We start from the raw sequence: 11,687 nt of genomic DNA, 5'->3' as shown, positions 1-11,687 counted from the left end.
AATGACAGTCACTGACAATTGACAAACCAATTCACAAGTCGGTAACTGACACGACACCCTCCCTATAGCCTGAACTGGGCAAACCCTTCAGAGAAAGGCACCTCTTGAACCTGCGCGAACGCAAGAAACAGCGCACCCGGGAAGCGCTGCTGCGGGCCGCCCTGGAACTGTTCGCCACGCGCGGGTACGAGGAGACGACCGTCGACGACATCGCCGCCGCCGTCGACGTCTCGCAGCGCACCTTCTTCCGCTACTTCGCCGGCAAGGAGGAGACGGCGTTCTACGTGACGCGGCTCGCGGAGACGCAGGTCGTCGAGGCCGTACGGGCCCGCCCGCCGGGCGAGGCCCCGCTGGAGGCGCTGCGCCGGGCCCTGCTGGAGAGCTGGGACACGATCAACGAGACGATCGAGGAGATCGTGCCGGTCGACCTCCATATGCGCGTCTACCGGGTGATCGAGTCGACGCCCGCACTGCTCGCCGCCCATCTGCGGCGGGCGGCGGAACTGGAGGAGGAGCTCGCGCGCATCATCGCCGAGCGCGAGGGGCTCGACGTGGACGCGGATCCGCGGCCCAGGATCGTCGTGGCCCTCTTCGGCGGGGTGATTCGCGTCACCGAGCGACTGTGGTCCGCGGGGGACGACCTGAGCCTCGAGGGAATGCGCCAACTGACCGCCACCTACCTCGATCAGGTGGGTCCCGCCCTGGCCGGGAACTGGCGTACGGGACACTCCCCTTAGCACATTCACCGAAACGTGATCCCGGTCACTTGGCTAACGCGAGACCCCTTCGTTCTCCTAGTGTGTCCTTTCAGTGACTTCCTTCGACACCACCCCCCAGTTGAACGTCTGGCGCGCACTGCTCGCTCTGGCCGTCGTGTTCGTGATGCTGGCGACCACCGGCTGGACCGCCCTGCGCAACCAGCGGGGCGACGCGCCGCTCCAAGCCTCGCTCTCCGCCTGGGAGCACGGCCGCATCGGCGGCTACCGGCTGCCCGACCCGCAGTCCCGGCCGACGAAGCTGGCCCGCTTCTTCTCCTCGCTCACCGAGCGGGACCGCGCGAGCCTGGTCCGCAAGTACCCGCTCGCGGTCGGCAACATGAACGGCGCCCCGGTCGAACTTCGCTACCGCGCCAATCGCATCGCGCTCGGCCAGGCACGCGAGGTCGAGCGGGAGCGCATGCACGACAACCGCCTCACCCAGTCCGGGAAACACGAGGCGAGCCGCCGGATGCACCGCTTCGAAGACCTCTTGGAGAAGGGCCGCCGCATCCTCGCCTTCGACCCCGAGGGTTCGGGGCGGGTGGCGGAGGTCTTCGGCGACCTGCATGAGGCGGACCGGGTCTCGGTCGTCGTCCCCGGCGTGGACACCGACCTGCTCACCTTCCAGCGCACCCGCCGCAAGTACTCGGCGCCCGTCGGCATGGCCGAGTCCCTGTACGCGGCCGAGCGGGCGGCGAGCCCCTCGACCCGCACGGCCGTGATCGCCTGGGCCGACTACACGGCACCCAGCGGACTCGGCATCGACTCGGCCACGGCGATGCGCGCCAAGGAGGGGGCCGTACGGCTGAACTCGCTCGTGCGGGCGCTGCCGGGCGGCTCGCCGGTCTCGCTGTTCTGCCACAGCTACGGCTCCGTGGTGTGCGGGGTCGCCGCGCACTCCCTGCCGGACCGGGTGTCCGACATCGCGGTGGCCGGCAGCCCCGGCATGCGCGTGGAGAAGGCCGCCCAGCTGCAGACCACCGCCCGGGTGTGGGCGATGCGGGACGCCGACGACTGGATCCAGGACGTGCCGTACCTGGAGGTCGGCGGGCTGGGCCACGGGGCCGACCCGGTGTCCAGCGGCTTCGGTGCGCGGGTGCTGTCGGCACAGGGCGCGAAGGGTCACGCCGGCTACTTCGAGCCGGGCACGGCAAGTCTGATGAATTTCGCAGAGATCGGCGTTGGCGCATACCGCTCGGTGCACTGCGCGCACGAAGACGGCGTCTGCCGGACCGGTTTGTCCGGCACGGCGGCGGCCTGACGCGCGTAGAGGCGAAGGAATTGCGGTCTGCTCGGGAGGGGGACGGAGGAGCGCGTGCCGCATACGATAAGCCGCATGGGTGACGTACTGGCCGGATTGCATGCCGCCTGGGAGTTCGAGTCCGACTCCGTGCTCATCCGTTACGAGCGGGGAATTCGAACTCCCAAGCTGTTCCAGGCACTGGGGGAACGTCGTGTACCCCTGGAGGCGATCGCCGGGGTGACACTGACGCGCGGGAAGCGCGGCACGGTGGTGCTCCGCGTCGAGCCGCGGCCCGGTGCCGACCCGTTGATGGAGGCGGCCGCCGGACAGCTCAAGGACGGCGGCGATCCCTACCGGCTGGTGCTGCCCGCCGAGCGGGAGGTCCTCGCGGAGTACTACGCCGAGGAACTGCAAGGGCTGCTGACGGAGTCCGGGCCGGCGGAGCGGTTCCTCGTGGAGCCGCCCAAGGGGCCGCTGTCGTTCAAGGCGTATGACGGGAAGGCCTCGTTCGACGGGCGGACCGTGAACTTCCGGTGGTTCTGGACGGGGGCGTCGTCGGCGAAGTGGAAGGCCGGGGACCAGAGCTTCTCCGTCGGGGAGCTGAACGGGGTGGAGTGGCGGTCTCCCGAAGTCTTCGAGGGGCATCTGCGGTTGTTGCGGCGCGACGGGGCGGAGACGGCCGCGCAGGCCGACCAGGACCCTGCCGCGGTGGTGTTCGGGCTGGGATACGGGCCCGTGCACGAGTCGCTGCCGTTCGCCGCGGCGGTGTTGGCGGCGGTGCGGACGTCGAGTCCGGTGGCGGCTGTGTCCGCGGCGGGGCCGCGGCGGGATCCTGCGGATATCGCCGAGCGGATCCGGCATCTCGGGGAGTTGCATCAGGCCGGGTTGGTGACCGATGAGGAGTTTTCGGTCAAGAAGGCTGAGTTGTTGGCGGAGCTGTAGCGTCTGCCTGGATCTCGCCGTGGGCGGGCGCGGGTTCGTGCGTGGCTGATCGCGCACACGCGGCGGAGCCGCACATCGACACAGCCCCGCGCCCCTAGGGCGTGTCCGCAAAGTCCCGCCTGCCCCGCGACGCCCGGCACGCCCTCCGGGCGGACGACGGGACTTTGCGGACACGCCCTAGGGCATCCCCCTACTCCCTGCCTGCAGAGGTAAAGGCCATGTCCGCATAGCGGTTGCCCGCCACCTGGGCCGCGATGCCGTCCAGCAGATCCAGTTGCTCGTCCGTCAGGACGATCCTGGTCGCCGCCGTGTTCTCCTCCACCCTCGACGGCTTGCGCGTGCCGGGGATCGGGATGACCGGGAGGTCGCGGATCGTCGCCTGTTGCTGAACCCACGCCAGGGCGATCTGGCCGAGGGACGCGTCGTGAGCCTTGGCCACCGAGCGGATGAGTTCCAGCAGGGCCGCGTTCCTCGCCGCGTTGTCCCCCGTGAAACGGGGCTGCTGGCGGCGGAAGTCGTCGGGGGTCAGGTCCTCGGCCTTGGCGAAGGAACCCGTGAGGAAGCCGCGGCCGAGCGGAGAGTAGGGGACCAGGGCCACGCCCAGGTCGCGGGCCGCCGGGACGACGTGCGGCTCGATGTCACGGCTGAACAGCGACCACTCCGACTGCACGGCCGTGATGGGGTGCACCGCGTGGGCGGCGCGCAGTTCGTCCGCCGTCACCTCGCTCAGGCCCAGGTGCTTGACCTTGCCCTCGCGGACCAGGTCGGCCATGGTGCCGACGCTCTCCTCGATCGGCACGTTCACATCGCGCCGGTGCATGTAGTAGAGGTCGATGACGTCGACGTCGAGGCGCTTCAGGCTCTCCTCGACGGCCTGGCGGATGTAGGGCGGGTCGTTGCGGATGACGCGTCGTGTCGGGTCGTCCGGGGGGATCGACAGGGCGAACTTGGTCGCGATGACGACCTCGTCGCGGTGTGCCTTGAAGAACGGCGCGAGGAACCGCTCGTTCTCGCCGGCGCCGTACGCGTCGGCCGTGTCGTAGAAGGTGACGCCCAGTTCGAGCGCCCGTTCGAGGGTGGCCCGGGACGCGTCCGCGTCCACGGGACCGTAGGCGAAGCTCATGCCCATGCAGCCGAGGCCCTGGACACCCACCTCGGGGCCGTGGTCGCCGAGCTTCGCCGTCGTGATCCTGCCGTCCGTCATCGGGACCTCTCCGACGCCAGGGCACCCCCGGCGTCCGCGTAGAAACTGATCTTCCGGTCGAGCACGGCGAGCGTGCCCCGGAGTTCGTCGATCCTGGCCAGCACGTCCTCGCGGGTCGTCTTCAGCAGCTCGAAGCGCTCGCCGTAGGTGTGGTCGCCCTCACGCACGAGTTCCGCGTACCGGACCATGTCGGCGACCGGCATGCCCGTCAGGCGGAGCTTGCCCACGAGGTCGAGCCAGTCGAGGTCGCGGTTGGTATAGCGGCGCTGGCCGGTGTGGGACCGGTCGATGTGCGGCATCAGGCCGATGCGCTCGTACCAGCGCAAGGTGTGCGCCGTCAGGCCCGTCAGGGCGACGACCTCGCTGATCGTGTAGCGGTCCTCGCCGTCCGGACGCCGGTTCTGCTGGGGCAGACCGGCGCAGCTGTCGGTCCTGGTACCCGTGGTCTCCATCACCGTCATGACCCCAACGCTAGAACCTTGGAGTGCACTCCAAGCAAGCGTGGACGGTAAGAAATCGGCAGGACGCTTCTTGATCCGGCTGGTTAGCGTAGGGCGCCATGAGTGCCGTACGCCGCGCCCTGCCCGAGGACGCCAAGGAAGTCCTCCGCCTGCGCCAGATCATGATCGACTCGTTGTTCGGTGACCCCTCCGCCGTCTGGCACGGGGAATCGCTCCCCACGCTGAGGGCCAAACTGGGCGAGCCGGACGGGGACTTCACGGCGTTCGTCGTGGACCATCCGGAGCGGCCGGGGGCTCTGGCGTCGCTGGTCGCCGGGACGATCGACTACCGCATCGGGAAGTCGGGCGACCCGCGGGGCATGGTGGGCTTCGTCTTCAGTGTCGCCACCGACCCGTCCGCCCGGCGCCGTGGGTACGCACGGGCGTGCATGACGACGCTGCTGGAGTGGTTCCGCGAGCGCGGCGCCCGGCGCGTGCAGCTCACCGCCTCCCCGGAGGCCCAGCCGCTGTACGTCTCCCTCGGTTTCCGTCCCAAGCCCGACCCCTTGCTGGAGCTGACGCTCTGAGCGCATAGGCTCGAACGCATGTCGCTGAAGAGCCTCGCGTTGATCGAGAACTGGCCGGTTCCCACCGCCACTGCGGGTGTCGTACGGGCGGACGGCACCGTGCTGGGCACCCACGGACCGGCCGGACAGCGGTTCCCGCTCGCGTCGGTGACCAAGCCGCTCGCCGCCTACGCGGTCCTCGTCGCGTACGAGGAGGGGGCCGTCGAGCTCGACGAGCCCGCCGGTCCGGCCGGCTCGACGGTCCGGCACCTGCTCGCGCACACCTCGGGCCTCGCCTTCGACGAGCACAAGGTCACGGCCCCGCCCGGGGAACGGCGGCTGTACTCGAACGCCGGCTTCGAACAGCTCGGCGACCACATCGCGAAGGCGACCGACATCCCGTTCGGGGAGTACCTGCGGCAGGCCGTACTGGAGCCGCTGGGCATGACGTCGACGACCCTGGACGGCTCCCCCGCCAAGGACGGCGTGTCCACGGTCGAGGACCTGCTGCGGTTCGCGGCCGAGGTGCAGGCCCCGCGCCTGCTGGACCCCCGTACGGTCGCCGAGGCGATGACCGTGCACTACCCGGGCACGAAGGGCGTCCTGCCGGGGTACGGGCACCAGAACCCCAACGACTGGGGGCTCGGCTTCGAGATCCGCGACTCCAAGTCGCCGCACTGGACGGGCTCTTCGTCCTCGCCGCGCACGTTCGGACATTTCGGACAGTCGGGTACGTTCCTGTGGATCGACCCCGACGCGCGGGCCGCGTGTGTCGCGCTGACGGACCGGGCGTTCGGGCCGTGGGCGATCGAGGCGTGGCCGGCGTTCACGGACGCGGTGCTGGCCGGCCTCTAGTTCATCTCCCAGACGAGAAGCTCCGCCTCCGTCACACCCTCGGCCTCCAGGCCCTTGGCGCCGGTGATCCGGGCCGCGTCGCCGCGGCCCAGCGTCTCGCCGTCCAGGCGCACCTCACCGCGTACGACGTGCACATACGCGTGCGCCGCGTCCGGTACCGCCGTCCGCTCCCCCGCCCCCAGACGCCGTACGTGCAGCATCGCGCCGGCCTCCGGGACGGCGTACGGCGTCGAGTCCGCGATGCCGTGGACGACCTCGTAGTACGGGTCGCCGCCGGGCCGGAGCGGGGCCAGCCACATCTGGACGAAGGTGAGGGGGCCGGGGCCGTCGTTGCGCTCCACGTGGCGCACCCCGCCCGCCGAGCTGAGCCGCTGCACGTCTCCGTGGCGCACCACCGACTCGTGCCCGGTGGAGTCCCGGTGCGTCAGCTCGCCCTCGACCACCCACGTCACGATCTCGGTGTGGCTGTGCGGATGCTCGTCGAAGCCGGCGCCGGGCGCCAAGTGCTCCTCGTTGCAGGCGATCACCGCGCCGAAACGGAGGTTGTCCGGGTCGTAGTGGGGGCCGAAGGAGAAGGCGTGCCGGCTCTCGATTCCGGCCGCCGGATCGCCACCTCGGTAGCGCTCGTCGGCGCGCCGTACGTCCATCACGGAGTCCACCGTAGACCCGGCGACGCACCTTCCCGTCCGGATAAGGCAGTCTTGTCCCGTGCCCGAACCCGAAACCAGCAAGAACGAAGCCGCAGCACACGACGTCCACCCGCATGCCGCGACGCTGAAGCGGCTGGAGAAGTCGTCCGGATCGCTCGCCGCGCAGGCCATCGCGCGGATGGACGAGACGCTGCCCTGGTACCGGGCCATGCCCCCGGAGAACCGTTCCTGGATCGGTCTGGTCGCGCAGGCGGGTATCGCCGCCTTCACCGAGTGGTTCCGGCGTCCGGACGCCCCGCAGGCCATCTCCACCGACGTGTTCGGAACCGCGCCCCGCGAGCTGACCCGGGCGATCACGCTGCGGCAGACGGTGGAGATGGTGCGCACCACCATCGAGGTCATGGAGAGCGCGATCGACGAGGTCGCGGCCCCGGGCGACGAGAACGTACTGCGCGAGGCCCTGCTCGTGTACGCCCGGGAGATCGCCTTCGCGACCGCCCAGGTGTACGCGCAGGCCGCCGAGGCGCGCGGTGCCTGGGACGCCCGGCTCGAGTCCCTGGTGGTGAACGCCGTGCTCAGCGGCGAGGCCGACGAGGGAGCCGTGTCGCGGGCCGCCGCCCTCGGATGGAACTCGCCCGAGCACGTGTGTGTCGTGCTCGGGACGGCGCCCGACGGGGACAGCGAACTGACCGTCGAGGCCATACGGCGCGCGGCCCGGCACGCCAAGCTCCAGGTGCTCACCGGGGTGCTCGGCGCCCGGCTGGTCGTCATCGCGGGCGGCAGCGACAACCCGCTGGCCGTCGCCAAGTCGCTCATCGGCCCGTTCGCCGCCGGGCCGGTCGTGGCGGGCCCGGTGGTGCCGGATCTCCAGGCCGCGACCCGGTCCGCGCAGGCCGCGGCGGCGGGCCTCAAGGCGTGTTCCGCCTGGCAGGACGCCCCGCGCCCGGTGCTGGCGGACGACCTGCTGCCGGAGCGGGCGATGGCCGGTGACCCCTCGGCCCGTGAGCAACTGGTGGAGGAGATCTACAGACCGCTGGAGGAGGCCGGGGCCGCGCTCCTGGAGACTCTCAGCGTCTATCTCGAACAGGCGAGCAGCCTCGAAGGCGCCGCCCGGATGCTGTTCGTCCATCCCAATACCGTCCGCTACCGGCTTCGACGTGTGACTGACGTCACCGGCTGGTCACCCTCCGATGTACGCTCTGCGTTCACACTTCGGATCGCACTGATCCTGGGGCGTCTGGTCGATGGAGATCCGCAGCCCTAAGGTTTTGTCGGGGCTCGACAAAACCCCCCCGTGTTCTTCGTCCCTGTCCCCACGGGCGGTTGTGCCCGTCCTCAAGAGAGAGTGTGAGAGTGCTCGTACTCGTCGCTCCCGGCCAGGGCGCCCAGACGCCTGGCTTCCTGTCTGCATGGCTCGACTTCCCCGGTGTCCGCGGTGCCCTCGAGGCATGGTCGGACGCCGTGGGACTCGACCTGATCCGTTACGGCACCGAGGCCGACGCGGAGGAGATCCGCGACACCGCGGTGGCGCAGCCGCTGCTGGTCGCGGCCGGACTGGCGTCCGCGTACCTGCTCTTCGACGACCCGGCCGAGCTGCCGGGCAAGGTCGGTGCCATCGCCGGACACAGCGTCGGCGAGATCACCGCGGCCTCGCTCGCCGGAGTGCTCCCCCACGAGGAGGCGCTCCGCCTCGTCCGCACCCGTGGACTCGCCATGGCCGAGGCCGCCGCCGTCACCGAGACCGGCATGGCCGCTCTCCTCGGCGGCGACCCCGAAGTGACGGTTCCGCACCTGGAGAAGCTCGGCCTGACCCCGGCGAACATCAACGGCGCGGGCCAGATCGTCGCGGCCGGCACCAAGGAGCAGCTCGCCGCGCTGGAGGCGGACAAGCCCGAGGGCGTGCGCAAGGTCGTCGCGCTGAAGGTGGCCGGCGCATTCCACACCCACCACATGGCCCCCGCGGTCGACACGCTGGCGAAGGCCGCCGAGGCCCTGACGCCCGGCGACCCGAAGGTCACCTACGTGTCCAACAAGGACGGGCAGGCGGTCGCCGCCGGCCCCGAGGTGCTGGACCGTCTGGTCGGCCAGGTCGCCAACCCGGTCCGCTGGGACCTGTGCATGGAAACCTTCAAGGAGCTCGGGGTCACCGCCCTGATCGAGGTGTGCCCCGGCGGGACCCTCACCGGGCTGGCCAAGCGTGCCCTGCCCGGTGTGAAGACGCTGGCCCTGAAGTCCCCCGCCGACCTCGACGCGGCTCGCGAGCTCATCGCCGAGCACAGTGCCTGACAAGGAGCCGGAGAGCATGGCGAAGATCAAGCCCAGCAAGGGCGCCCCGTACGCGCGCATCCTCGGTGTCGGCGGCTACCGTCCGACCCGGGTCGTGCCGAACGAGGTGATCCTGGAGACGATCGAGTCGTCCGACGAGTGGATCCGCTCGCGCTCCGGCATCGAGACGCGGCACTGGGCCTCGGACGAGGAGACCGTCGCCGCGATGTCGCTGGAGGCCTCCGGCAAGGCCATCGCGGACGCGGGCATCTCCGTCGAGCAGATCGGCGGCGTGATCGTCTCCACCGTCTCGCACTTCAAGCAGACGCCGGCCGTCGCCACCGAGATCGCCGACAAGCTGGGCACCGACAAGGCCGCCGCCTTCGACATCTCGGCGGGCTGCGCGGGCTTCGGCTACGGCCTCACGCTCGCCAAGGGCATGATCGTCGAGGGCTCGGCGGAGTATGTCCTGGTGATCGGCGTCGAGCGGCTGAGCGACCTCACCGACCTGGAGGACCGGGCGACGGCCTTCCTGTTCGGCGACGGTGCCGGCGCGGTCGTGGTCGGCCCGTCCCAGGAGCCCGAGATCGGCCCGACCGTGTGGGGCTCGGAGGGCGACAAGTCCGAGACCATCAAGCAGACCGTGCCGTGGACGGACTACCGGGACGGGACGGTCGAGAAGTTCCCCGCGATCACCCAGGAAGGCCAGGCGGTGTTCCGCTGGGCCGTGTTCGAGATGGCGAAGGTCGCCCAGCAGGCGCTGGACGCGGCCGGGATCACCGTGGACGACCTGGATGTCTTCATCCCGCACCAGGCCAACGTGCGGATCATCGACTCGATGGTGAAGACGCTGAAACTGCCGGAGCACGTCACGGTCGCCCGTGACATCCGCACCACCGGCAACACCTCGGCCGCCTCGATCCCGCTCGCGATGGAGCGGCTCCTGGCGACCGGCGAGGCGAAGAGCGGCGACACCGCGCTCGTCATCGGCTTCGGGGCGGGTCTCGTCTACGCCGCGACTGTCGTTACCCTCCCCTAGGCACTCCGTGCCGGATCATGCGGTCCGGCACGGGAGAAACACCTGCCACACCCTCTGGAACATCTACGAAGGAGCGCCGACATGGCCGCCACTCAGGAAGAGATCGTCGCCGGTCTCGCCGAGATCGTGAACGAGATCGCCGGCATCCCGGTTGAGGACGTCCAGCTGGACAAGTCCTTCACCGACGACCTGGACGTCGACTCGCTGTCCATGGTCGAGGTCGTCGTCGCCGCCGAAGAGCGCTTCGACGTCAAGATCCCGGACGAGGACGTCAAGAACCTCAAGACCGTCGGCGACGCGACGAACTACATCCTCAAGCACCAGGGCTGATCGACCGATCAGGCCTTTGGGCTGACTGCCCCGCCACCCGGCGGTGGCGCCGCTTAATCCTCGGATCCGTTGGAGAAAGAATTCCCGTGAGCTCGACCAATCGCACCGTGGTCGTCACCGGTATCGGCGCAACCACACCGCTGGGTGGCGACGTAGCCTCTACCTGGGAGGGCCTCGTCGCCGGACGTTCCGGTGTCAAGCCCCTGGAGCAGGAATGGGCCGCCGAACAGGCGGTCAAGATCGCCGCACCCGTCGCCGTGGAGCCGACCGAGGTCATCCCCCGGCCGCAGGCCCGCCGGCTCGACCGCTCGGCGCAGTTCGCGCTGGTCGCGGCCAAGGAGGCATGGGCGGACGCCGGTTTCGAGGCGAAGGCCGGCGAGGACCCGGCCGTCGACCCGGACCGGCTCGGCGCCGTCATCGCCTCCGGCATCGGCGGCGTGACCACGCTGCTCGACCAGTACGACGTGCTCAAGGAGAAGGGCGTCCGCCGCGTCTCCCCGCACACCGTGCCCATGCTGATGCCCAACAGCCCGTCGGCCAACGTGGGGTTGGCCGTGGGTGCCCGGGCGGGCGTGCACACGCCGGTCTCCGCCTGTGCCTCGGGCGCCGAGGCCATCGGCTACGCCATCGAGATGATCCGCACCGGCCGTGCCGACGTCGTCGTCGCGGGTGGTACGGAGGCGGCGATCCACCCGCTGCCCATCGCCGCGTTCGGCAACATGATGGCGATGTCCAAGAACAACGACGACCCGCAGGGCGCGTCGCGTCCCTACGACGTGGCCCGCGACGGCTTCGTCCTCGGCGAGGGCGCCGGTGTCGTCGTCCTGGAGTCCGCCGAGCACGCCGCCAAGCGCGGTGCCCGGGTCTACGCCGAGGCCGTCGGCCAGGGCATCTCCGCCGACAGCCACGACATCGTGCAGCCGGAGCCGGAGGGGCGGGGCATCTCGCAGGCCCTCCAGAACCTGCTGGAGCGGACCGACCTGGACCCGGCGGAGATCGTGCACGTCAACGCGCACGCGACGTCGACGCCGGCCGGTGACATCGCCGAGTTGAAGGCGCTGCGGAAGGTGTTCGGTGACGACACCGACCACTTCGCGGTGTCCGCGACGAAGTCGATGACCGGGCATCTGCTGGGTGGTGCGGGTGGTGTCGAGACGGTGGCGACGGTGCTCGCGCTGTACCACCGGGTGGCTCCGCCCACGATCAACGTGGAGAACCTCGACCCGGAGGCCGAGGCGCACGCCGACGTCGTCCGGGGTGAGGCTCGGAAGCTGCCGGTCGACGGGCGCATCGCGGCGCTGAACGACTCGTTCGGGTTCGGCGGGCACAACGTGGTGCTGGCGTTCCGGACGGTTTGATTTCGCCTTACGGCGAGTGGCCCGGACTCTTCTTGAG

At 70.3% G+C, this 11,687-nt stretch carries 13 protein-coding genes; 10 read left to right on the top strand and 3 right to left on the bottom strand.

The features are described 5' to 3' along the window. Nucleotides 1–104 precede the first annotated feature (104 nt). From QC385_RS42145 to QC385_RS42135, 3 genes are all read left to right on the top strand, one after another. Nucleotides 105–737, top strand: a complete 633-nt coding sequence (locus QC385_RS42145) for a TetR family transcriptional regulator (RefSeq protein WP_279546705.1) — start codon at nucleotides 105–107, stop codon at nucleotides 735–737. A 73-nt stretch (nucleotides 738–810) separates the two neighbouring features. Next, a complete protein-coding gene (locus QC385_RS42140) occupies nucleotides 811–2,019 on the top strand; it encodes an alpha/beta hydrolase (protein WP_279546704.1) in 1,209 nt (402 codons plus the stop codon). 75 nt (nucleotides 2,020–2,094) lie between these two features. Then, a complete protein-coding gene (locus QC385_RS42135; RefSeq protein WP_279546703.1) occupies nucleotides 2,095–2,943 on the top strand; it encodes a DUF4429 domain-containing protein in 849 nt (282 codons plus the stop codon). 190 nt (nucleotides 2,944–3,133) lie between these two features. On the opposite strand, the gene QC385_RS42130 is transcribed toward QC385_RS42135, so the two are convergent. Then, nucleotides 3,134–4,147 carry an aldo/keto reductase gene (locus QC385_RS42130; RefSeq protein ID WP_279546702.1) on the bottom strand — a complete coding sequence of 338 codons (1,014 nt, stop codon included), beginning with the start codon at nucleotides 4,145–4,147 and terminating at the stop codon, nucleotides 3,134–3,136. After that, nucleotides 4,144–4,608, bottom strand: a complete 465-nt coding sequence (locus QC385_RS42125; RefSeq protein ID WP_279546701.1) for a MerR family transcriptional regulator — start codon at nucleotides 4,606–4,608, stop codon at nucleotides 4,144–4,146. The genes QC385_RS42130 and QC385_RS42125 overlap by 4 nt, the downstream gene beginning before the upstream one ends. Nucleotides 4,609–4,706: 98 nt before the next feature. Here QC385_RS42125 and QC385_RS42120 point away from each other — a divergent pair, with 98 nt between their 5' ends. After that, complete coding sequence (locus tag QC385_RS42120) at nucleotides 4,707–5,174, top strand: GNAT family N-acetyltransferase (protein ID WP_279546700.1); 468 nt, start codon at nucleotides 4,707–4,709, stop codon at nucleotides 5,172–5,174. An 18-nt stretch (nucleotides 5,175–5,192) separates the two neighbouring features. Then, nucleotides 5,193–6,008 carry a serine hydrolase domain-containing protein gene (locus tag QC385_RS42115; protein ID WP_279546699.1) on the top strand — a complete coding sequence of 272 codons (816 nt, stop codon included), beginning with the start codon at nucleotides 5,193–5,195 and terminating at the stop codon, nucleotides 6,006–6,008. On the opposite strand, the gene QC385_RS42110 is transcribed toward QC385_RS42115, so the two are convergent. Then, on the bottom strand, nucleotides 6,005–6,655 hold the full coding sequence (locus tag QC385_RS42110) for a pirin family protein (RefSeq protein ID WP_279546729.1): 651 nt from the start codon (nucleotides 6,653–6,655) through the stop codon (nucleotides 6,005–6,007). The two genes, QC385_RS42115 and QC385_RS42110, sit on opposite strands and share 4 nt — an antisense overlap. Before the next feature lie 61 nt (nucleotides 6,656–6,716). Between QC385_RS42110 and fasR the strand changes: the two genes are divergently transcribed. The 5 genes from fasR to fabF all read left to right on the top strand — a co-directional run bounded on the left by fasR (nucleotide 6,717) and on the right by fabF (nucleotide 11,650). Next, the gene (gene fasR / locus QC385_RS42105; protein ID WP_279546698.1) at nucleotides 6,717–7,922 is read left to right on the top strand and encodes a fatty acid biosynthesis transcriptional regulator FasR; all 1,206 of its coding nucleotides are present in this window, start codon (nucleotides 6,717–6,719) and stop codon (nucleotides 7,920–7,922) included. Nucleotides 7,923–8,011: 89 nt separating this feature from the next. Continuing rightward, nucleotides 8,012–8,944: an ACP S-malonyltransferase gene (locus QC385_RS42100; RefSeq protein ID WP_279546697.1), complete on the top strand. Its 933-nt coding sequence runs from the start codon at nucleotides 8,012–8,014 to the stop codon at nucleotides 8,942–8,944. 16 nt (nucleotides 8,945–8,960) lie between these two features. Continuing rightward, nucleotides 8,961–9,962: a ketoacyl-ACP synthase III gene (locus QC385_RS42095; RefSeq protein WP_086839224.1), complete on the top strand. Its 1,002-nt coding sequence runs from the start codon at nucleotides 8,961–8,963 to the stop codon at nucleotides 9,960–9,962. A gap of 81 nt (nucleotides 9,963–10,043) precedes the next feature. Then, nucleotides 10,044–10,292 (top strand): acyl carrier protein, encoded by a 249-nt coding sequence (locus QC385_RS42090; protein ID WP_031131297.1) that lies wholly within the window; start codon nucleotides 10,044–10,046, stop codon nucleotides 10,290–10,292. A gap of 86 nt (nucleotides 10,293–10,378) precedes the next feature. After that, the gene (gene fabF, locus QC385_RS42085; RefSeq protein ID WP_193510603.1) at nucleotides 10,379–11,650 is read left to right on the top strand and encodes a beta-ketoacyl-ACP synthase II; all 1,272 of its coding nucleotides are present in this window, start codon (nucleotides 10,379–10,381) and stop codon (nucleotides 11,648–11,650) included. Nucleotides 11,651–11,687 lie beyond the last annotated feature (37 nt).

Source organism: Streptomyces sp. DH10 (assembly GCF_029813805.1).
Lineage (GTDB): Bacteria > Actinomycetota > Actinomycetes > Streptomycetales > Streptomycetaceae > Streptomyces > Streptomyces coeruleofuscus.
The sequence above is the reverse complement of the archived record's forward strand: the minus strand, read 5'-3'. Positions and strand labels throughout refer to the sequence as shown.

Bases quoted from the DNA above. Each gene is read 5' to 3' on its own strand.
- QC385_RS42110 (WP_279546729.1), bottom strand. From the start codon at position 6,655: ATGGACGTACGGCGCGCCGACGAGCGCTACCGAGGTGGCGATCCGGCG.
- QC385_RS42095 (WP_086839224.1), top strand. From the start codon at position 8,961: ATGGCGAAGATCAAGCCCAGCAAGGGCGCCCCGTACGCGCGCATCCTC.
- QC385_RS42125 (WP_279546701.1), bottom strand. From the start codon at position 4,608: ATGACGGTGATGGAGACCACGGGTACCAGGACCGACAGCTGCGCCGGT.
- QC385_RS42120 (WP_279546700.1), top strand. From the start codon at position 4,707: ATGAGTGCCGTACGCCGCGCCCTGCCCGAGGACGCCAAGGAAGTCCTC.
- QC385_RS42130 (WP_279546702.1), bottom strand. From the start codon at position 4,147: ATGACGGACGGCAGGATCACGACGGCGAAGCTCGGCGACCACGGCCCC.
- QC385_RS42115 (WP_279546699.1), top strand. From the start codon at position 5,193: ATGTCGCTGAAGAGCCTCGCGTTGATCGAGAACTGGCCGGTTCCCACC.
- QC385_RS42135 (WP_279546703.1), top strand. From the start codon at position 2,095: ATGGGTGACGTACTGGCCGGATTGCATGCCGCCTGGGAGTTCGAGTCC.
- QC385_RS42090 (WP_031131297.1), top strand. From the start codon at position 10,044: ATGGCCGCCACTCAGGAAGAGATCGTCGCCGGTCTCGCCGAGATCGTG.